Origin of the sequence: Acetobacter malorum, assembly GCF_001580615.1 — a bacterium.
Classification (GTDB): Bacteria; Pseudomonadota; Alphaproteobacteria; order Acetobacterales; family Acetobacteraceae; genus Acetobacter; species Acetobacter malorum.
On record NZ_LHZC01000052.1, the window covers coordinates 17876 to 38145 of the forward strand.

Annotated in this window: 18 protein-coding genes; 6 read left to right on the plus strand and 12 right to left on the minus strand. The window is 58.1% G+C overall.

All coding sequences use genetic code 11. The features are described 5' to 3' along the window. Nucleotides 1–9 precede the first annotated feature (9 nt). Nucleotides 10–945: a LysR family transcriptional regulator gene (locus AD930_RS09895; RefSeq protein WP_061506111.1), complete on the plus strand. Its 936-nt coding sequence runs from the start codon at nucleotides 10–12 to the stop codon at nucleotides 943–945. 43 nt (nucleotides 946–988) lie between these two features. Here AD930_RS09895 and AD930_RS09900 read toward each other — a convergent pair whose 3' ends face one another. The 5 genes from AD930_RS09900 to AD930_RS09920 all read right to left on the minus strand — a co-directional run bounded on the left by AD930_RS09900 (nucleotide 989) and on the right by AD930_RS09920 (nucleotide 9205). Beyond that, a complete protein-coding gene (locus AD930_RS09900) occupies nucleotides 989–3184 on the minus strand; it encodes a beta-N-acetylhexosaminidase (RefSeq protein ID WP_061506112.1) in 2196 nt (731 codons plus the stop codon). 65 nt (nucleotides 3185–3249) lie between these two features. Then, nucleotides 3250–4044, minus strand: coding sequence for a glucosamine-6-phosphate deaminase (gene nagB / locus AD930_RS09905; protein WP_061506113.1), 795 nt, complete (start codon nucleotides 4042–4044; stop codon nucleotides 3250–3252). A gap of 6 nt (nucleotides 4045–4050) precedes the next feature. Next, nucleotides 4051–5352, minus strand: coding sequence for a glucose/galactose MFS transporter (gene gluP, locus AD930_RS09910; RefSeq protein ID WP_306308834.1), 1302 nt, complete (start codon nucleotides 5350–5352; stop codon nucleotides 4051–4053). An 89-nt stretch (nucleotides 5353–5441) separates the two neighbouring features. Then, nucleotides 5442–7868, minus strand: a complete 2427-nt coding sequence (locus AD930_RS09915; RefSeq protein ID WP_043550175.1) for a TonB-dependent receptor — start codon at nucleotides 7866–7868, stop codon at nucleotides 5442–5444. A gap of 197 nt (nucleotides 7869–8065) precedes the next feature. After that, nucleotides 8066–9205: an ROK family transcriptional regulator gene (locus tag AD930_RS09920; RefSeq protein WP_043550174.1), complete on the minus strand. Its 1140-nt coding sequence runs from the start codon at nucleotides 9203–9205 to the stop codon at nucleotides 8066–8068. 184 nt (nucleotides 9206–9389) lie between these two features. On the opposite strand from AD930_RS09920, the gene AD930_RS09925 reads away from it, so the two are divergent. From AD930_RS09925 to AD930_RS09945, 5 genes are read left to right on the plus strand one after another with little or no spacing between them, the layout of a single operon-like run. Then, entirely contained in the window at nucleotides 9390–10316 is a 927-nt protein-coding gene (locus tag AD930_RS09925) for an ROK family protein (RefSeq protein ID WP_061506114.1), read from the plus strand. Further along, nucleotides 10303–11034, plus strand: a complete 732-nt coding sequence (locus tag AD930_RS09930; protein ID WP_061506115.1) for a copper homeostasis protein CutC — start codon at nucleotides 10303–10305, stop codon at nucleotides 11032–11034. The genes AD930_RS09925 and AD930_RS09930 overlap by 14 nt, the downstream gene beginning before the upstream one ends. After that, entirely contained in the window at nucleotides 11031–12518 is a 1488-nt protein-coding gene (locus AD930_RS09935) for a sodium:solute symporter (RefSeq protein WP_061506116.1), read from the plus strand. The genes AD930_RS09930 and AD930_RS09935 overlap by 4 nt, the downstream gene beginning before the upstream one ends. Continuing rightward, entirely contained in the window at nucleotides 12515–13819 is a 1305-nt protein-coding gene (locus tag AD930_RS09940; protein WP_061506117.1) for an exo-beta-N-acetylmuramidase NamZ family protein, read from the plus strand. Before AD930_RS09935 ends, AD930_RS09940 begins: the two co-directional genes overlap by 4 nt. A gap of 18 nt (nucleotides 13820–13837) precedes the next feature. Next, nucleotides 13838–14752: an N-acetylmuramic acid 6-phosphate etherase gene (locus AD930_RS09945; protein WP_061506118.1), complete on the plus strand. Its 915-nt coding sequence runs from the start codon at nucleotides 13838–13840 to the stop codon at nucleotides 14750–14752. A 24-nt stretch (nucleotides 14753–14776) separates the two neighbouring features. On the opposite strand, the gene AD930_RS09950 is transcribed toward AD930_RS09945, so the two are convergent. From AD930_RS09950 to AD930_RS09980, 7 genes are all read right to left on the minus strand, one after another. After that, the gene (locus AD930_RS09950) at nucleotides 14777–15232 is read right to left on the minus strand and encodes a 23S rRNA (pseudouridine(1915)-N(3))-methyltransferase RlmH (protein ID WP_061506119.1); all 456 of its coding nucleotides are present in this window, start codon (nucleotides 15230–15232) and stop codon (nucleotides 14777–14779) included. Between the two features lie 87 nt (nucleotides 15233–15319). After that, nucleotides 15320–15772, minus strand: a complete 453-nt coding sequence (gene rsfS / locus AD930_RS09955; RefSeq protein WP_061491450.1) for a ribosome silencing factor — start codon at nucleotides 15770–15772, stop codon at nucleotides 15320–15322. An 89-nt stretch (nucleotides 15773–15861) separates the two neighbouring features. Beyond that, entirely contained in the window at nucleotides 15862–16524 is a 663-nt protein-coding gene (locus AD930_RS09960) for a nicotinate-nucleotide adenylyltransferase (protein WP_061491446.1), read from the minus strand. Nucleotides 16525–16532: 8 nt separating this feature from the next. Then, a complete protein-coding gene (locus tag AD930_RS09965) occupies nucleotides 16533–17762 on the minus strand; it encodes a glutamate-5-semialdehyde dehydrogenase (RefSeq protein WP_373320490.1) in 1230 nt (409 codons plus the stop codon). Between the two features lie 124 nt (nucleotides 17763–17886). Further along, entirely contained in the window at nucleotides 17887–18981 is a 1095-nt protein-coding gene (gene ychF / locus AD930_RS09970; RefSeq protein WP_043550164.1) for a redox-regulated ATPase YchF, read from the minus strand. After that, nucleotides 18981–19562, minus strand: coding sequence for an aminoacyl-tRNA hydrolase (gene pth / locus AD930_RS09975; protein ID WP_061506120.1), 582 nt, complete (start codon nucleotides 19560–19562; stop codon nucleotides 18981–18983). Before pth ends, ychF begins: the two co-directional genes overlap by 1 nt. A gap of 84 nt (nucleotides 19563–19646) precedes the next feature. Beyond that, entirely contained in the window at nucleotides 19647–20267 is a 621-nt protein-coding gene (locus AD930_RS09980; protein WP_043550213.1) for a 50S ribosomal protein L25/general stress protein Ctc, read from the minus strand. Nucleotides 20268–20270 lie beyond the last annotated feature (3 nt).

Genomic DNA, 20270 nt, shown 5'->3' on the forward strand with positions numbered 1-20270 from the left:
ATATGGTACATGGATATCAGACACCTGCGCTACTTTGTCACCGTGGCAGACCACGGCAGTATTACCCGGGCTGCGGAAGAACTGGGGATGGAACAGCCCCCCCTCAGCCAGCAGATCAAGCAGCTGGAGCAAAAACTGGGCGTCGCCCTGTTTGAGCGGCAGACGCGCGGTGTGAAGCTCACCGAAATTGGCGCAACCCTCCTGCCCCGCGCCCGCACCATTCTGGATCTGCAGGCCCAGTTTCTGGTGACCGCCCACGGGCTGGCCCGGGGTGAGCTGGGGCATATCCGGCTGGGGCTGGCCGGGGCCGTGCCGCTCCTGCCGCTTATTCCGCTGGCTATCCGCCGCTTTCGGGAAAGTGCGCCGGATGTGACGCTCTCTCTGGAAGAAAGCAATACGCCTGCTTTATGCGCAGCCCTGCATGACCACAGCACAGATCTGGCCATTATCCGCCCCCCCGTGCCGGACCCGACTCGTCTTTCCGTTTTTCATCTGCTGGATGAGCCCACCGTGATTGCCCTGCCACGCGGGCACCGGCTGGCGCATCAGCCGGTTATCAGTCTGGATATGGTCGCCAAGGACCCGTTGATCATCTTCCCGCGTGAACTGGGTCCCGGGTTTCATGACGCCATTCTCTCCGCCTACCAGCTCGCCGGCGTCACGCCCCCGCTGGGGCAGCAGGCCCCGCAGATTGCTGGCACGGTGCCACTGGTTGCGGCAGGGCTTGGCGTGTCTGTTGTGCCCCGCTCACTCAGCCAGATTCATGCGGGGGGTGTGACATTCCACACGCTGAGTGAACCCGCACCACGCGCCACGCTGGCCGTTGCCATTCGCTCCAGCCAGAACATGCCGCTGGTCTCACGCTTTGTGAAAATTCTGCGCACAGCCTGTCGTAAGTGGGAAAATATGAGCCTTGAAGATCAGTTTCCCGCAGCTGACGTCTAATGTCTCCGGGCCTTGCCGTGGAGCAAAGCCCGGGAAACAGACCTTACAGGCCGACCAGTTTCCGAAGAGCCGGTTCCGCCACAATCATCAGCCCACCCGCCGGGAAGCTGGTGCCTGAAAAAGAGCCGGACACATCGGCCGAGCTGTTGATGAGGGTGTCTTCCTGATCAAAAACCTTCTTGTCAGAAGCAGACAGTTTCTTCTTGTGCCCATTGAGGGCATTCAGCCCGGCTCCGGCCATAACAGCAAGATTATGAGAAGTCGGCACGGCTTCTGAGAGGCCGCGCGCTGTCGCCACCTGCTGAAAGGCAGCATCATTATCCCGCCAGATCTGCATCTGGGCTTTCAGAGCCGGGGCGACGGAATGATCCCCGGCAACATACTGATCAACCAGCATGCTGAACCTCACAGTCTGGAACGGATCGGGTGATGTGACTTCCCCAATTTCATCCAGCGCATTATCACGATGGCTGACATAACGATTCATGACGTAATTGCGCAAAGGCACCGTGGCACTCGCCAGCCACTCCACCGGGTCAGCATTCCCGGGTGAGAGCCGCAGCGCCATCCGGTGCGTGTTAGCCTGCGCCTGCAAGCCGGTAATCTGCAATTCCGTGTTCACGACAGCAAGACGACGATACATATCGTTTACATCCCGCACAGAGACAGGAGACCAGAACCGCTCGGCAATGGCGGCAGCGCGTGGCCAGTAACGGGCGTCCAGCATCTCGTCCGTCACCAGTTCGGACCACAGAGGCGCTTCTCCGCCCAGAATATATTGCTTCTGCTCATCCGTCAGCGGAGCCGGAGCGGGTTCTTTCAGGAAGGCATTGACCAGATCAGGCCGGCCGCCTTTGGCCAGAAGCTTATCCGCCTGCTCCCGCGTGATGCCGTTTGCGGCCGGGTCATACGGGTCCACCAGATAATGCTGGGCGGCAGGCTGAAGCAGATCAAGATAATAGCCAGCCGAGACAATCACCGGATGATGATCAGCCGAAGCGGACGCCAGAAATTTTGAACTTCTCCAGACATCCACAACAACTTCTTTGGGAATAGGCGCTTCACTCACCTCATCCCATCCGACCATGATTTTACCCTGATCGGCCAGAACCTTCTGAACCTCTGCTGTAAAGTGCGCCTGCAAAGCCTGCGGCGTGGCAAAGCCATTATCCTTCATATAGGAAACAATTTTTGGATTTTTCATCCACTCTCTGGGGTCTACTTCATCCCCGCCGGAATGGAAGTAGGCATCCGGGAACAGTTTACCCATTTCCGCATACAGCTTGCGGACAAAGCGCAGGGTGCCGGGTATCGTGGGGTCCAGCGCGGCATTGTTCTTGTTTTTAGGCTCTGGATTAACCGGACTTTGCGCCGCCAGTTCAGGATGCGCCAGCAGGAAGGCCAGGGCATGCCCCGGCACGTCAAATTCCGGCACAATACGAATCCCGCGATCAGCCGCGTAGGCCACAAGATCTTTCAACTCTCGCTGCGTGTAATACTGGCCGTGAGAGCCTTTTTCCGTCAGTTCCGGGAATTTTTTGCTCTCAACCCGGAACCCTGTCCCATCGCTCAGATGCAGATGCAGCACGTTCATCTTGAGCAGTTCCATCGCGTCCAGCTGCCGGTGGAGTGTTGAAACCGCCATGAAATGCCGGGATGTATCAATCATAATGCCGCGCCAGGGGAAACGCGGGCTATCGGTAATCTCGGCAAACGCCAGCTGCGGCCCGTTCTCCCCGCGCGTGACGAGCTGCGCCAGCGTTGCCAGCCCATGCAGAACCCCATCCGGGCCTTCTGCTGTTAGCGTAACGCCGGAAGCATTCACGTGCAGGCTGTAATTTTCCTTGGCGTGAACCGTCAGCGCATCACGGTCTTCACCCACCTGAATATGCACGGGAATACTGGTAGCGGGGCCAGCCAGATCCTTCTGCTGGGGAAGGACGCGTCCGGCAAGCGCATCAATCCGCTGTGTAAAACGGTCCGCAGCACGACTGAGCAGGGCAGACGGCTTCTGGTCCCACAGGATGGTGATGCCACCACTCAGCGGCAATGCTCCTGCGGGTAAAGACACAGATGCGGGAACCGGCATAAGAGAGGGGGGTGCCGTCGCAACACCGGCAGAGACCGCAACCGGCTCCAGACCTTGCGTTGCGGCATAGGCCGGAGCCACCGCCAGTGTCAGAACAGCGGCGCTGCCCAAAAGCACGCGATGAAATTTTGAAGAACTCTGTTTTGTCATGCTGCGTCCTATTCTTTTGAACAACGGCGCTAAGAAAACTGGCCGTGCGTCGATCGTGTTCTGCCTTAAGCCGAGAGAAATGTGCGCAGCTCCGGATCATGCTGCATCTGCCAGAGAATAGCCTCTCGCTGCGTCAGGCGGGAAGCGGCGGCCTCATCCAGCAGCACGAGGCAATGCGGATGGAGTTGCAAAGCAGACCCCGGCACCAGCGCACTGACTGGCCCTTCAATCACCCGCGCCACGATATCGGCCTTTGCAGCCCCCGTGACGACCAGAAGTGCTTCCTGTGAGTCCAGAATAGTGCCGGTTCCCATGGTCAGCGCCCGTGCGGGCACCTGCTCCATGTCGTTATTAAACATTTCGGCATTTTGTTTGAGCGTGGCCTGCGCCAGAGTCACCACATGGGTGCGGCTGTTCAGGGCGGAAAGGGGCTCATTAAACCCGATATGCCCGTTCTCCCCCAGCCCCAGCAGCTGGAGGTCGATGCCTCCTGCCTGAGAAATCCGGCCTTCGTAAGACTGTGCTTCGGCCTCCACATCCGCTGCGGCTCCGTCCGGCACATGTGTGTTAGCCGCCGGAATATTGATCCGCTGAAACAGATGGGTCTGCATATAATAACGGTAGGACTGAGGGTGATCCGCCGTCAGGCCGATATACTCATCCAGATTAAAGGTGATGACACGGCTGAAATCCAGAGCCTGCTGCTGCGCTGTTTCCGCAAGCTGGGCATAAATAGCTTCCATGGTGCGGCCTGTTGCCAGACCCAGCACGGATGTCGGTTTGCTTTTAACCTGTTGTGCAAGAACCTGTGCCGCCAGCCGTCTTGTTTGGGCTGCATCGGAACATATGACGATTTGCATAAAAAATCAGTCTCCAACCGAAGTGATCAATGATTTTGGAGCAGTGGCACCTGTTTTGGCACGCAGGGCAATGGCCCATCCGGCAATAAACAGATACGCCGGAATGACCAGCGCCATGAAGGCATGCAAATTGCCCAGCATGGGGGCGATGTGGACAAAAATCTGCGGCAGCACAGCACCGCCGGAATAGGCCATAACCAGCAAAGCAGTTGCCTTTGCCCCATCCGACCCGGCCTCTGCCAGCACGATGGGAAAAAGGGCTGGCAAAATCATGGCATTGGCAAAACCCAGCAGGGCCACACAGAAAACCGGGATGAGACCGGGTGCCACCAGAGCCACAAGGCAGATAAGAATACCCAGCACACAGCAGGTGAGCATATACGCATCCTGACTGATGAAGCGCGGCACAATAAGCATGCCCGCCAGATAGCCCAGCATCATGGAGGCCAGCGTAAGGGCTGTCAGATATTTGGTAATGTCCAGAGATAACCCAAAAGCATGACCAAACAGGCCAATAGCGTCCCCAGCCATTACCTCGACCCCAACATAGAGGAACATGGCGAACACACCAGTAATTAACCAACCGGGCTGAGCCTTGCGCGCAGGCGCACCCTGCGGACCCTCGGCATCAAGAGTGATCTCCGGCAAGGGTGCGCGCGCTACAAGAATGGCCAACAGCACCAGCAGTCCTGCCATCACCTGATAGGGCACGTGTACCGCGTGCGTAAACTGCGTGAGAACGGCCTCCCGCACCGGGCCTGCGGGCGTGTTGCTGATATTGGCCACCACCTCCCCAACGTCCGGCATGACAATCAGCGCAAACAGAACCGGGGCGACTATCCCGGCAAATTTGTTGGCAATCCCCATAATGGCAATGCGTTGCGCAGCGCGGTCATGGTCACCCAGCAGGCTGACGTAAGGATTAACCGTAATTTGCAGAAGAGAAAGGCCGGCACCGATAACACTCAGCCCACTCAGAGCCCCGGCATACCAGCGTCCATTGACACACTCCCCAAACAGCAAGGTGCCAGCGGCCATAATAGCAAGTGCCACCACCAGACCGCGCCGCAAGCCAATGCGCCGTGCCAGCAGCGTGGCAGGCAATGGGAACACAAGATAGGCCAGATAAAAGCAGACAGGCACCAGAAAGGACGCCACGTCACTCAGATTGAAAGCAATCTGGACAAAGGTGATCAGCGGCCCGTTCAACCAGGTCACAAAACCGATACTGAAAAACAGGGCGGCCATAATCAGCACGGGCCGCCAGCCATACGCACCTGCCGGACTTGCAATCGGAAATCTGAGCACGCCGCACTCCTTCAGCAACGGGCCGGAGAGGAACTCCGGCCCCAATCGACCTGTTTCTCAGGCAAAGCGTTCTGCCCTGCCGCGCCTCTTCAGAACCCGGAAGAGACCGAGACCATAGCGGCAAAAACCCCACCGACATAATAGACCGGCGCACTGCCCGCAGCGACAGCCCCTGTGGACGTCACATGCGGATGCGCATTGGCCGTATAGCTTGAACCGGATCGATAGTGGTTATCACCAATATTGGTCAGATTGAGCTGAATCTGCGGATGTTTCAAATAACTAAATGACTTCATGCGATAACCCAGCGTCAGGTTGGACGTGACATAGGCCGGCATTTTTTCATCATTCATGAAGGTGGTGTACTGGGTATCCACATAGCGCAGATCAAAGTTCCCAAAGAACCGGCCATCATCATAGCTCAGACCAATGGCACCGGTAAATTTAGGCGCCTGCACCGCGGTTTTCCCGGCTGTAGGCAGATAACCACTCCCGGTATTGAAGTTATTATCAAACGTGGAATGCAGGAACTGCCCGGACAGATAGGGGCTGAAGTGATGCCAGCGCGCCAGCCCGAATTCCGCCTGCACACCGCGGGATGTCTGGCCACCAATGTTAATAGGAGACGCCACCATCATGTTGGTGTTGGGAATATAGCCGGTGGACGTTACCTGATGGTTGGTCAGATTGATATTAAACAGAGACATTGAGAAATTATAGAATTTCCCCTGATGCCGATAACCGATTTCCTCACTGATGGAATATTCCGGCTTCAGGCTTTGCGGCTGCATGGTCGCGTGCGCCGCATTGGGATCAAAAATCTGGGAATAGGCCTCGACAGATTCCGGCGCACGGAAAGAGGTCGTGCCGTTGATATAAATCTGATCTTTCGGCGTGATCATGTAGCTCGCAGAAAACTGCGGCAAAGGCTCAAAATAGTTCCCCTGCATTTTATAGGGGTCCGCACCGGGCACGAGGTTTGTGCCCTGACGTGAGACCATGGCAACACGGAAGCCTGCGCTCAGGGTCAGCTTGTCATTCAACAGCTTCTGCGTATCCGCAATAAAGAGCGTATTGACCTGCTGCATGAAGTTCAGGTCATACCCGGTAAGGATTTTGCCCCCCACACGGATGACATCGCCAGACCAGCCGCTGCCATCGGCATAGACCGGGCGGAAATCAGACAGTTCTTCATGCGTGGTATAGGCATACCACCAGCCGAAAGAGAGCGTATTGCTCTTGGACAGGCGCCAGTCGGCTGACACATTCACACCGCCGGTTTTCTGGTTCCACGGGTCACGGCTGGATGTGAGAATGCTGCCGTTAACCGGCGTGCCGACATTCAGATCCCCATATTGCTGCGTGCCAAAATACCCACCGGATGCGGGAATGTTTTCGCCCCCCAGAGACGGGCCAAACTGATGCACATAATAGGGCGAAACATGCAGGTGCAGATTATCCGCCAGCGTAAAGTGCATGGGCAGAACAACAAGCTGCTGATTCAGGTTCTGCTGGTTCAGCTTATAGTATGTGGAATTCCCCGGAGAGAAATGCTTGTCATAGGAAAAACCAACGCCATACTGGTCCCACTGCGCCTTGGTCGGGGAACGCCAGGACGTCGCTGACTGCTTGTTATAAGAAAAGATTGCGGAGATGCTATTCCCATCACCCCACTCTTTTACAAATTTTGAATCCACATGATACCGGAGCAGGCCACCCGGCCCACGCGCCCCGTTGTCATACCCTGTGTGTGAGAAAGAGACATACCCACGCACGCCGGAATTTCCGATATCACCCGTATCCAGACGGATAAATTCTTTATTATAACTGTAAGACCCACCACCAAGATCAACAAACCCACCGGCACGATGTGACGGGTTGAGCGCTGTAGCGGTAATCTGCCCACCCACAGCGTTATAGAACGGTGCGTTCAGATCCGGGGCACCCTGTGAGACGGTAACCGAGCCAAGGTTTTCAGAATCAACCAGCGTTGAGGTGTAGGGAGCGTAGTTGATGGGGTCAGCCAGCGGGGCGCCTTCAAACAGATAGCCCATCTGTGTTTCGTTCAGCCCGCGGACCTGAAGGTGATCCCCCGTCATCCCGAACGGATCCTGACTGGTGACGGTCACCCCCGGCAAATCTGCAACCAGAGACGTAATGTTTGAAGACGGGGCTTGCTTGGCAATAAAATCACGCGTCACACCACTTTGTGAGCGCGGCGCCGTCTGGTGAGGCATCAATCCGCCACCGGGTGTGCGGTTGGTCACACCTGTTGAAGAGACGGAGTGGCTGGTGACAGAAATTTCTTCTGTGCCGCCTGTATATTGCCCCAGAACGGAAGAGCTCAGCCCATTACCCGAAGAGGATTTTTTCCGTGCGGTAGCAGCGGGTTTGGAAACTTTTTTGACCTGACTGCCAGATGACGATGCTGGCACTGACTGTGCATGCGCTGAAGTGGCCAGAAGCCCCGTCAGCGCAACACAGGAGACTGAAAGCTGACGTAGTGAAAGACGCATGGTAACAACCCCCTCCCCGGATCCTGGAAATGCTCACTTCATTCCCAAACAGAAACATAATCCTGCAAACTCCGTTGTTAGTATGCAATGGGGGTTCAAGAAGAACGATTTAATTCATATTGAAAACAAAGCTTTTGCAGCATGTTCCCGGATATCGTTGCATAAATGACACATTCCGCATCCGGTCTGACTGGGTTTCAGACCCCACCATGCCCAAATATGAAGTATCGGGCAGCAAGGCTCGCAGCCCCTCGTGCAAAACTATCTGGCTCAAAATCGCGAAAATTGATCATAGTATGAGCATTTGTGCGATGCAGGATGTGAGATTCGGCTTCATATTGCAGAGCATGCCCGTACACGCCTTCTTTCAAAGCCGGGTCAAGCATCACCACAACATGGCTGGGATCAAGCATCTGAATCAGCTGAGCTGTTGCTATCCCCATGGCGGACCCTGCTCTGTGCAGAATACTCAGAGCGTCTGCGTGCCCCTCCGCCGCCAAACGCGTCAGATCCCGCGTATTGGTTGGCAAACCCGCCTGCCTCGCCGCATTTCCAATAGCGAGAAGTGACGCCACAGTTTCCAGACACCCGCGATTCCCACAACGGCACGGCAAGGCTTTCTGAGCATCCACCGTAATGGGCGCATGGGAAATTTCACCCGCACCGCCTGCATTACCCCATAACAGGCGGCCATTCACAATATGGGCACACCCAATGCCATGACTGACAAAAATCATGCTGAAATCAGGGCTACCTTTAAGCGGGCCAAAAAGCTGCTCCCCAAGAATCAGCGCTTTGGCATCATTTTCCACCCAGACCGGCAGGCCTGTACGCTCCGCCAGCGTTGCCCCTATCTTGATATTGCGCCACCCCAGCGCCGTACACGCCAGACAGGTCTGGCGGTCTCTGGCGACAAAGCCGGGAAGAGCAAGACCAATGCCAGACAGTGTCCCACGCTCTTTACCCAGAGACGCCCGCAGAGTTTTGATTGTTTTGACCAGAAGGGCCACGCAGGCCTCCGGGTCTGCAAGGCGCGGCACTTCAATCCTGTTCAGCGTTGTTCCATGCAGGTCCGTCAGCACAACAACAGCCGGGTCATCCTGCAAGGAAATCCCGATGAACGACGCAGCATTAGCCCGCACGACCAGCGGCACAGAAGGCCGCCCTGCTCCATAAACAGGGTCCTGCTCACTTAAGATATCCTGATCCAGCAGGTCACGCACCAGTGCAGAAATGGCGGCCTTGCTTAACCCCAGTTCCACCGCAAGTTCGGTCCGGCTTTTTGCCCCGCTGCGACTGAGAACGCTGAGAATCTGATAATGGCCTGAAGACAGCATGGTCTGCCCTTTACCTGCAAAAACGAGCGGAAAGATAATTTATGGCATGAAACAAGTCCCGCAAACAGGTGGAATGTTATTTACAAACTCCTTTTGAAACATTAACCCGGAAGACGAGTAGGCTCAACGAGGCGCACTCTTTGCGCATCGTGTTCTCCAGCGCGTCACAATCACGGATGTCCTTATGCTTCTTTGTGCAGACATCGGCGGATCGTTTATCGATTTTGCTCTCGTCCATCCTGATGGCAGACTGGAACAGCGCCATGCCGTGCCAACGCCGACTGACGATGCCGAGGCCTTCATCACCGCTCTGCAAGCGCTCTGCGCGCCTTATCCCGGCGTGCCGCTGCATATCGCCATTGCTGGCGTGGAAAACCCGCAAACCGGCCATGTGCACGCCGCCAATATTCCCGGCATCTGCACCATACCGCTCAGAGAGCAACTCAGCCTGCGCACGCATCGCCCCGTTCGGATCGGGAATGATGCGGACTGTTTCGCTCTGGCCGAAGCACGCTTTGGCGCAGCCAAGGGGCACCGCAATGTCTTCGGCCTTATTCTGGGGACCGGCATTGGGGGCGGTTTTGTGCTGGACGGGCAAATTGTGCCGGGGCTGGGCGGCATAACCGGAGAATTAGGACATGCGCCGGTTGTTATTGCGCCGCCACTCCTGAAAGACCCGGATGAGATCCGCGCAACCGTGCCCCTGTTCCCCTGTGGATGTGGCCAGTCAGGCTGCCTTGATACCATTGCCGGGGCCCGCTCTCTTGAGCGCCTCCATCTCTGGGCGGGGGGACAGGCTGAAACAAGCCATACCATTCTCAAGCTTTGGGAAATGGGGGATGTGCAGGCCTCAAAAACCATGTCTGTCTGGATGACCTATACCAGTGCGGCACTGGCCCATATCCTTAACGTCATTGGCAGCACGGTTGTGCCTGTTGCGGGTGGGCTGAGTAATTCCGCTTTGCTTGTTCAGACGCTGGACCGCGCGGTGCGGGACCGCATTCTCTCCCCTACCACTCAGCCCCTCCTCCGGCGCGCCATTCTTGGAAAAGATGCCGGAATTCTGGGTGCTGCCTGCCTTGGACCGGAGCTTTGTTATGATCCGTGTTGAAATCTGCATAGAAACACCGCAAGGCATTGAAGCCGCCACCTCCGCCGGAGCGGACAGGCTGGAACTCTGCGCCTCGCTGGATGTTGGCGGCCTGACTCCCAGCATGGGCCTGATGCAGTATGCCGCCCAGCGCCCTCTGCCTGCCCTCGCCATGATCCGCCCGCGCGCGGGGACATTCATTTTTGACGCGGATGAAGCCGCCGTCATGCAGGATGATATCCGTGCTGCACGCCAGGCCGGCCTGGCGGGTGTGGTTCTGGGCGCACTGCGGCCTGACCGACATCTGGACCATGAGCTGCTTCTGCGCCTGTCCGACGCATGCGGAGACATGGAGCGCACGCTGCACCGGGCGTTTGATCTGACGCAAGATCCTTTTGCTGAGCTGGAATTTGCAATTTCCGCAGGCTTTACGCGCATTCTGACATCTGGCCAGAAGCCCTCCGCACCGGAAGGAGCAGACTGCCTTGCCCGCCTGCAAAAGCAGGCGCGGGGCCGCATCATCATTCTGGCCGGTAGCGGCGTAAAGGCAGACAATGTCGGCCCCCTGATTAGCCAGACGGGTGTTACGGAAGTGCATGCCTCCTGCCGAAAACCCGCTGCTTCCATCGCAGAGGATGCGGCTTTTGGTTTTGGCTCCCAACCGGTTATCACGGACCCGGACGCCATACGCGCCCTGATTGCCGCAACACGGCAGACTGACCGGAGCCACTCCGTATGAGCTTTCTCGATCTGACTATCATGCTGGCCTATCTGGCAGGGATGCCTCTGCTGGCCGTCATGCTGTCCGGTCGGCAATCCTCCACCACCGCCTATCTGGAAGGGGGGCATGATCTGCCATGGTGGGCGCTTTGCCTGTCTATGGTGGCGACTGAAACCTCAACCCTGACGGTTATCAGCGTGCCCGGCGTCGCGTTTGGCAATGGGATGGTGTTTGTGGGGCTGGCGCTCGGCTATCTGTTGGGCCGGGCGATTGTGGCCTGGAAATTCCTGCCGCTTTACTGCTCGGCCCGCATGCTGAGCGCGTATGACTATCTGGGTCAGCGCTTTGGCTCCCGCATGCAGCGTGTCGCCTCCGCCACCTTTCTGGGCACACGCGTTCTGGCGGAAGCCGTCCGGTTATTTGCTGGTATGCTGCCGCTGACGGCCATGCTCGCTGCCACGCATATGGCCGTGCCACACCTAGTGCTTCTGACAGGCGTTGTCGGCATCACACTGTTTTATACTTTGTGTGGTGGCCTGCGCGCTGTGGTGTGGTCGGACGCTATTCAGTTTTGCCTGTATCTTGGGGGCTCGGCCATCTGTGCGGCCCTGCTGATGCACGGCCTGCCTTCAGGCAGCTTCAGCACCTTACAGCATGCCGGAAAATTTGCGCTGTTTGCCCATGCCAGTTCCCCTTTTAGCAGCGCCTTCACTCCTCTTGCCGCCATTGGGGGTGGGACGCTGATGACTCTGGCCTCCCACGGCACAGACCAGTTGATGGTGCAGCGTGTGCTAGCAGCCCGTAGTTTGAAAGAAGCCCGCATGGCGCTTATGGGCAGCGCCGTTGGTGTCACGGCTCTGTTCTTTTTGCTGTCTGGTGTGGGTATTTTGCTGTGGCTGTATCATGGTCAGGTGCCGCTAAAGGCAACCGGCCTGCCTTCCCCAGACGCCATTTTTCCTGACTATATTGTGCATGGCCTTCCTGCGGGCCTGCGCGGCCTGATGGTTGCGGCTATTTTGGCGGCCACCATGGGATCCCTTTCCTCCACTCTTTCCGCCATGACGGCCGCCACTGTGGGGGATTTCTCTTCTCTTTGTGCGTGGCTGGGCCGAAAGCTTTCCCTGAGCCAGCTGGGGATGGCCCGTGCCTTCACGGTGTTCTGGAGTGTCATTCTTGTCGGCTGCTCCTTACTGTTTGCGCAGGGGAGCCAGTCTGCTGTGCTGCTGGGCTTCTCCATCGCAGCTTGCGGCTACGGCCCTATGCTGGGCACGTTTCTGGCTGGCATGGCGATCCCTTCTGCCCGTGCGACGGAACTCATCCCGGCCTTCTGCCTGACCGTCCCGCTCGTGTTGCTGGCCATGGTCAGCCTGCATCCGGGCGGACACCCTCTGGCTTTTCCTTGGCTGATTCTAACAGGCATTTGTCTGCTGTTTTTCTTTGCGGCCAGCCTGCGTCTGGCGCGCAGTCTCCTGCCCCGTTTTGCACGGAAACCTGACGCATGACCAAACTGCCCCGTCGCACTCTGGCTCGCCAAAGCGGCAAGGCCCTGCTTGGACTTGGTGGCGCCCTGCTTGCCGCCCGCATTCCGGCACAGGCCGCCACCCCGCAGGCAATCACGCCGTGCCAGAAGCCGCCCGCAGGCCACGTTAAGATTGGTTTTGAGAAACTGCGAGACAGTGGCTATGCGCCTCTGCTGGGGCACAAGGTGGGTGTAATTGCCAACGTGGCCAGCGTGGATAACAACCTGACATCCATTGTGGATTGCCTGCATCAGGCTCCTTCCGTGCAGTTGCAGGCCATTTTTGGGCCGGAGCATGGGTTTCGGGGTTCCATGCGGGAAGGCTTTTCAGAACCGGAAATGCAGGACCCGGACACAGGCTGCACGGTGTATGACATCTACACAAAAACCGGAGATGCTCTGAAAAGCATTCTGAAAAAATCAGGCATTACGCTTCTCGTTTTTGATATTCAGGATACCGGGTCCCGTTTCTACACTTATATCTGGACCCTGTTTGACTGCATGATGGCCTGCGCAGAGCTGGGGCTGCCCCTGCTGGTGCTGGACCGCCCCAACCCTATTGCCGGGCTGGACGCATCCGGCCCGGTTCTGGACCCTCGGTTGGCGTCTTTTGTAGGCCGTGCACCTATTGCCCTGCGCCACGGCATGACGGTTGCTGAGCTGGCCCGTCTGTTCAACGCGGTATTTGTGAAGAAACAAACAGGCCGAAAAGCCCTTCTCGACATTATCCCGATGGACGGCTGGCAGCGGGACATGTTTTTTGAAGACACCGGCCTGACATGGTGTCCACCCAGCCCCAATATGCCCACCCCTTTAACGGCATTGGTCTATCCTGGAACCTGCCTGTTTGAAGGCACCAGTTTTTCGGTAGGCCGCGGCACGACCATGCCTTTTCTCTATCTGGGTAGCTCTGCCGTGGATGGTCGGGCCTGGGCAGACGCTGCCACAAAAGCCGGATGCACAGGCACGGCCTTTCGGGATGTGTGGTTCACGTCTCTTGTTGATCCGTTTAAAAACACGCTGCTCCACGGCCTGCACTGCGCAGTGACGGACCGTACCAGCTTTGACCCGATTGCCACCGGCATGACACTCCTCAGCACGGGGCGTCATCTGGCTGGACCGTCTTTCTGGCGAGGCACTGGTAAAACCTTTGACCAGCTCAGCGGGAACACGCAAATCCGCAGCCTGCTGGATAAGGGGGCTGATGCCTCTGTGCTGGCAGCACTGTGGGAGAAAGACCTCGCGTCTTTCCGCGCTCTGCGCCAGACATTCCTTTTGTATTAATCACAGGATTTTTGTTGCATGACCCAGCAGGTTCCATCTTCCGCCGGTGTTCCGGCCAAAACCGAAACATATGATTCCCGGTATGAAGCGCTGGACCTCTGGCCGACCGGTACGCTGCTGGACGCCCTGCTGGAAAGCCAGCTGGGGGCTGTCGCCTCTGTCAAAGCTGCTCTGCCGGGTATGGAAGAGGCCATTACGGCGGCTCTCCCCCGCCTGCAACGCGGCGGCCGTTTGTTTTACGTAGGCGCTGGCACGTCTGGCCGCATTGGCCTGCAGGACGGCGTAGAACTCATCCCAACCTATGGCTGGCCGGAAGACCGGCTGGTTCTGCTACTGGCAGGCGGAGATGCCGCCTTGTTCCAGCCGGTAGAAGGGGCTGAGGATGATGAAGAGGCCGCCCGCACCGCCATCGCAACGCATAAGGCTGGTCCGGATGACGTGGTGATTGGCGTCGCCGCCAGTGGTGGCACGCCTTACACCTGTGCGGCGCTGACCTGTGCGCGTGCTGCTGGCAGCCTGACCATTGGCCTCTCCTGCAGCCCCGACACGCGCCTCCTGCGTGATGCGGAACTGGGCCTGCTGATTGAAACCGGGCCGGAAGTGGTTGCCGGTTCCACACGTATGAAGGCTGGCACTGCGCAGAAAGTAGCGCTCAACATGCTCTCCACCGCGCTGATGATTCGGCTTGGCCATACATGGCGCGGACAGATGGTTGATATGAAGATCGTCAACGCCAAGCTGGTGCGCCGCGCCCACCGCATGGTGCAGCAGTTGACCGACTGCACGGAAGCGGAAGCAAAAGACGCTCTGGAAAAAGCCGAAGGCAGCATCAAACTGGCCGTTCTGGTCTGTTTTGGTTTCGCCCCGGATGAAGGCCGCGCTCTTTTAAAGCAACACGAAGGCAATCTGCGCACTGTGCTGAAAAACCGCTAAACGACGCGTTGAACAGACCGCTTTTTAAGGCCGCCCGGCCCGATGGTACGGGTGGCCTGCGGCAATGGCCTGTGCGCGGTAAATCTGCTCAACCAGCATAATGCGCACCAGCATGTGCGGCCATGTGAGCGTGCCAAAGGTGAGTTTGGCGTCGGCCCGCTGGATGATGGATGCATCCAGCCCCTCCGCGCCCCCGATGACAAAACAGAGCGTGCGCCCCAAAGCGGACCAGTCCGCTATAGCTGCGGAAAATGCCAGACTATCAAAGGCGCGTCCGGCTTCATCCAGCGCCACCAGAAAAGCCTGCTCCGGGCAGGCTGCCAGAATTGCCTGGGCTTCCCGCCGCTTGATCTCGTCAGGGCTGCCGCGGCCATCGGCCAGTTCCACAATATCGAGTTTTGGGCGAAGGCGTTTGAGATAGCGTGCAACAAGCGCCTGTTCGGATTTGTCCTTCATGCGCCCGACAGCAATCAGCTTCATCCCGCACTCTTCCCCTGATGTAAAAAAATTGGGGAAGCAAAACTGCTTCCCCATTGCGTAAGCGCAAATCTTAAACCTGATACGGGATCAGACAGGCGTCACAGCCTCTTCATTCCCGTCATCAAGCTCAGCGCCCCACATTTTTTCCAGACCGTACAGCTCACGCGCTTCCGGTTTGAAAATGTGGACCACGATATCGCCCGTATCCAGCAGCACCCAGTCGGACCCGTTTGCGCCTTCAACCAGAACGCGCTTGATGCCGATATCTTTCAGCTTGCGCTCGATATGCTGGGCCATGGCGGAAATCTGACGGTCGGCCACACCGGTGGCGATCACCATGCGGTCCGCAAAGGAAGCGCGGCCTGTCAGATCGATAACAACGATATTCTCGCCCTTATCATCTTCCAGACTGCTGACGATGATGTCGAGCGACTGTGCGATGATATCCGGAGAGGCGCCCTCACGCTTGACCTTGCCCTTCGGCCCGGCAGCGGCGGCTTTTTTACGGACAGACCCCGTGACCTTGGCGGCCCCGGCCAGAGCCGGTTTGGGGGATGCTGTCTTTTTGGTGGCTGCCGTGGAGGACCTGCTGCGTGCAGATGCTTCGGCGGGTGGCTTGCTGGTTATGATCATTCTCCTGAATTTAACGTATTGGGCACGGTGGCATGGCCCGCACCATCCCCAAAGCCGCCCCGCTGACGAATTGATGTTGCAGATATACCGTTTTGTCGCCCCGGAAGAAAAGTCCATACTGGGGGTGAAAGATCGGGCAGCAGACGTGCCTGCCGCGAGGGCAGGCGATAATGCGCCAGATAATGCGCCGCAGCCCCCCGTAAAGCCTGCATATTCTGCCCCGGCCGGGGCATGACGGCCACTGGCACACGATGCAGCAGACGCTTCCACCCTTTCCATTTTGGCAAGGTGACAAAACCATCCGCCCCGGTCAGCCAGACAAAATGCACGTTTGGGAAGCGCGTTTGCAGCTTACCCAGCGTATCAAACGTGTACCGCGTGCCGAGTCGGGCTTCGATATCTGTGGCAATCAGCCTGCGTCCATCGGCCAGAGTCGCCGCCGATGCCAGTCGTTTGCCAAAAGGCGCCATCCCTGCCGCCGGCTTGAGCGGATTGCCCGGTGAGACCATGAGCCAGACCTGATCCAGCCCCAGTGCCATTAACGCACGGCGCGCAATGGTCTGGTGCCCCAGATGCGCGGGATTAAAAGACCCACCCAGCAGACCAATCCGCGCAAAGCGACGGTCTCCCCAGGTGGGAATCGTGTCCTGACAGACCATGCCGGGTTTCAGGTCCGCACCTGCCCTGTGCCGATCACCTCGTAACGAAAGGTTGTCAACTGCTCCACGCCCACTGGCCCACGGGCATGGAAGCGGCCCGTCGCAATGCCAATTTCCGCACCAAAGCCGAACTCGCCGCCGTCACAGAACTGGGTGGACGCATTCCACATCACCACCGCACTATCCGTCCCATTCAGGAAACGGGTTGCGACGGCTTCATCAGACGTGACGATGGCTTCGGTATGGGAGGAACCGTATTTCTGGATATGGTCCAGCGCCTCATCCACACCATCAACCACGGCGATGTTCAGCACGGCATCCAGCCATTCCGTGGAAAAATCCTGCTCTGTCGCTGCGGGCAGGTCCGGCATAATCGCCCGGGCTTCGGCATCGGCATGGAAGGTACAACCGAATTCAGCCAGATCACTCACAATCTGCGGGAGCAGAGAGGGGGCAATCGCAGCATCAATCAGCAGGGTTTCCGTCGCGCCACAAATGCCCACACGCCGCATTTTGGCGTTCAGGACAATACGGCGCGCCATGCTCGGGTCCGCTGCAGAATGCACATAGGTATGGCAAAGGCCATCCGCGTGAGCCAGAACCGGCACACGGGCTTCCCGCTGCACACGCTCCACAAGAGAACGACCACCACGCGGGATAAGCAGGTCCACCAGACCCGCAGCCCCCAGCATATCCGCCACATGCACACGGTCGGCATCCGGGGCGATCAGCACGGCATCTTCCGGCAGGTCAGCCGCGAGCAGGCCTGCCTGAATGGCTGCGTGAATAGCCCGTGCACTATGCAGGCTTTCCGACCCACCGCGCAGCAGCACGGCATTGCCGGACTTGATGCACAGGCCAGCTGCGTCCGCGCCCACATTGGGGCGGCTTTCATAAATCACACCAATCACGCCAACCGGTGTCGCCACACGGCGGAAGCGCAGGCCGTTGGGGCGCGTCCATTCTTCCAGAATCCGGCCAACAGGGTCCGGCAGGTCCGCCATTTCCTCCAGCCCGACCGCCATGGCCTCCACCCGCTCCGGGGTGAGAGTCAGACGGTCCCGGAACGCATCGCGCGCCGTAGAGGCTTCCAGATCCTTCGCGTTGGCTTCCAGAATAGCCGGGCTGGCTTCACGAATAGCAGCTGCCGCAGCCCACAAAGCCCGGTCCCGCGCGGAGGACGGAGTTTGTGCCAGAGTGCGGGACGCCAGTCTGGCCCGACGCGCCAGGGCTACCATTGGGCCTGGCACAGCCCCGGAAACCGTCTGCTGTGCCACACCCTGTTGCCCGTCTTCCTGCGCCTTCATGATGGCGTCCTTCATCCCCGTTTCTCTGTTGTCCAAAGTGTCTGTGCTGTCTTGCTCAGACGTTAAAGCGGAACAGCAGGACGTCTCCGTCCTTCACCACGTAATCCCGCCCTTCAATCCGCAGGCGACCAGCTTCTTTCGCGCCAGCCTCACCCCCGAACTGAATGTAATCATCATAGGCTACTGTTTCACATGCAATGAAACCGCGTTCAAAATCATTGTGAATGACGGCAGCAGCCTGCGGTGCCTTGGTGCCTTCGGTAATGGTCCAGGCACGCGTTTCTTTCGGCCCTACGGTAAAGTAGGTGCGCAGACCCAGCAGGCCGTAACCCGCTGCAATCACACGGTCCAGACCACTATCGCTCAGGCCGAGACCTTCCAGAAATTCACGGCGTTCTTCATCCGCAAGCTGGCTGACTTCGGCCTCAATCGCGGCGGAAACAATCACCACGGCAGCACCTTCTTCTACCGCCTTGGCCTGTACTTTTTTGGAGAAATCATTCCCGGTGGCTGCGGAGTCTTCATCCACGTTGCACACATACAGAACCGGCTTGGTGGTCATCAGCTGCAGGCGACGCACAGCCTCTTCCGCCCCCGCCGGAATGGCGGTGCGGGCCGGACGACCTTCCTTGAGCGCTTCGATCAGCGGTTCCACCACCTCAACCTGCGCCATGGCTTCGGCATCACGGTTTTTGGCGCGCTTCTGCAGGGCAGGCAGACGCTTTTCCAGCGAATCCAGATCCGCCAGCATCAGTTCCGTTTCAATAATTTCCGCATCACGCACGGGGTCCACGCCGCCCTCAACATGCGTGATGTCATCATCTTCAAAGCAGCGCAGCACATGGATAATGGCGTCAACTTCACGGATATTGGCCAGAAACTGGTTGCCCAGCCCTTCCCCGCGGGACGCGCCACGCACGAGGCCGGCAATATCCACAAACTCCAGACTGGTGGGCACTTCTTTCTGGGATTTGCCGACTTTTGCCAGCTTCCCAAGCCGGGGGTCCGGCACAGCCACGCGGCCCACGTTGGGCTCAATGGTGCAGAACGGATAGTTAGCCGCCTGCGCTGTGGCTGTTGCTGTCAGCGCGTTGAACAGGGTGGACTTGCCCACATTGGGAAGACCGACAATACCGCAATTAAACCCCATCAGCCTTTACTCCCATCTGGCAACGCAACCTGCGTCATGAATTGATCCGACCGGCCTTCAGCCAGCAGAGGCGCTGCATCTGCCATTTTATCCAGCAGAGGCTCAAGCCAGGTCTGTCGGTCCGTGTCTGTAAAATTTCCAAGCACCCAGCCATGCACGCGCTCCTTGATACCGGGATGTCCGATACCAATCCGCACACGCCAGTAGTCCGGAGTGCCAAGCATCTTGTCCATGGAACGCAGGCCGTTATGCCCTGCAGCCCCGCCACCGCGCTTAACCCGCACCTTACCCGGTGCAAGATCCAGCTCGTCATGAAAAGCGGTAATATGGTCGGGCGTAATCTTATAAAACGCCGCGGCTTCCTGCACACTTGTTCCGGAAAGGTTCATGTACGTCATGGGGCGCAGCAGCAGCACGCGGTGCGTGCCAATCCGGCCTTCCGAAACGAGTCCCTTAAAACGGGTCCGCCATGGAGAAAATCCGTAGCGGCTGGCAATGGTTTCCACTGCCATGAAACCGACATTGTGCCTGTGTCGGCTCATCGAAGACTCGGGATTACCGAGTCCGGCCCAGAGCAACATCACTGGTCCTGCATCTTGGTGAGTTGGGGGCACGTGCTGTGCACATGCCCCCGCACTCTAATTTTCAGAACGTCAGTCTGGCGTTCAGGCAGAAGGAGCTTCTGCTTCGCCGTCTTCAGCTTCATCAGCTGCATCAACGCTCGGTGCGGCGATCGTGGCGATCACGAAGTTGGGGATGTGCACCAGCGGGGTCACGTTTTCCGTGCCCTTCAGGTCTTCCCAACGCACGTTGTCGTTGATGTCCAGAGCGGACAGGTCAACCGTGAAGAATTCAGGGATGTGTTCTGCATCCGCTTCAACTTCAACCGTGTGACGCACGATGTTCAGAACGCCGCCGCGCTTGAGGCCCGGAGCTTTTTCTTCACCAGAGAAGTGAACGGAGACTTCAACGGTCACTTTCTGACCAGCTGCCAGACGCAGGAAGTCGATATGTTCCGGAGAGTCTTTCACCGGGTGCAGCTGGATGTCACGAATCAGGGCGCGTTCGGTGCCACCACCGGCAACCTTGATTTCGTAAACGCGTGAGCGCCAGCCGGAAGCCTGAATCCCTTTGATAACAATGCGGGGATCAAGAGCGATCAGAGTCGGTTCTTTTTTACCGCCATAAATCACGCCCGGTACCAGGCCAGCACGTCTCGTTGCACGCGCTGCCCCCTTACCTGCTTTCGCGCGCGCCGAAGCGTCGATAGATGTAATCTTGGACACGTT

Coding starts and splice junctions, on each gene's coding strand:
- AD930_RS09935 (WP_061506116.1), top strand. CDS start 11,031: ATGAGCTTTCTCGATCTGACTATCATGCTGGCCTATCTGGCAGGGATG.
- AD930_RS09950 (WP_061506119.1), bottom strand. CDS start 15,232: ATGAAGCTGATTGCTGTCGGGCGCATGAAGGACAAATCCGAACAGGCG.
- AD930_RS09915 (WP_043550175.1), bottom strand. CDS start 7,868: ATGCGTCTTTCACTACGTCAGCTTTCAGTCTCCTGTGTTGCGCTGACG.
- AD930_RS09960 (WP_061491446.1), bottom strand. CDS start 16,524: ATGGTCTGTCAGGACACGATTCCCACCTGGGGAGACCGTCGCTTTGCG.
- AD930_RS09930 (WP_061506115.1), top strand. CDS start 10,303: ATGATCCGTGTTGAAATCTGCATAGAAACACCGCAAGGCATTGAAGCC.
- AD930_RS09965 (WP_373320490.1), bottom strand. CDS start 17,762: ATGGTAGCCCTGGCGCGTCGGGCCAGACTGGCGTCCCGCACTCTGGCA.
- AD930_RS09920 (WP_043550174.1), bottom strand. CDS start 9,205: ATGCTGTCTTCAGGCCATTATCAGATTCTCAGCGTTCTCAGTCGCAGC.
- AD930_RS09945 (WP_061506118.1), top strand. CDS start 13,838: ATGACCCAGCAGGTTCCATCTTCCGCCGGTGTTCCGGCCAAAACCGAA.
- AD930_RS09895 (WP_061506111.1), top strand. CDS start 10: ATGGATATCAGACACCTGCGCTACTTTGTCACCGTGGCAGACCACGGC.
- AD930_RS09900 (WP_061506112.1), bottom strand. CDS start 3,184: ATGACAAAACAGAGTTCTTCAAAATTTCATCGCGTGCTTTTGGGCAGC.
- nagB (WP_061506113.1), bottom strand. CDS start 4,044: ATGCAAATCGTCATATGTTCCGATGCAGCCCAAACAAGACGGCTGGCG.
- pth (WP_061506120.1), bottom strand. CDS start 19,562: ATGTTGCTCTGGGCCGGACTCGGTAATCCCGAGTCTTCGATGAGCCGA.
- AD930_RS09940 (WP_061506117.1), top strand. CDS start 12,515: ATGACCAAACTGCCCCGTCGCACTCTGGCTCGCCAAAGCGGCAAGGCC.
- AD930_RS09925 (WP_061506114.1), top strand. CDS start 9,390: ATGCTTCTTTGTGCAGACATCGGCGGATCGTTTATCGATTTTGCTCTC.
- ychF (WP_043550164.1), bottom strand. CDS start 18,981: ATGGGGTTTAATTGCGGTATTGTCGGTCTTCCCAATGTGGGCAAGTCC.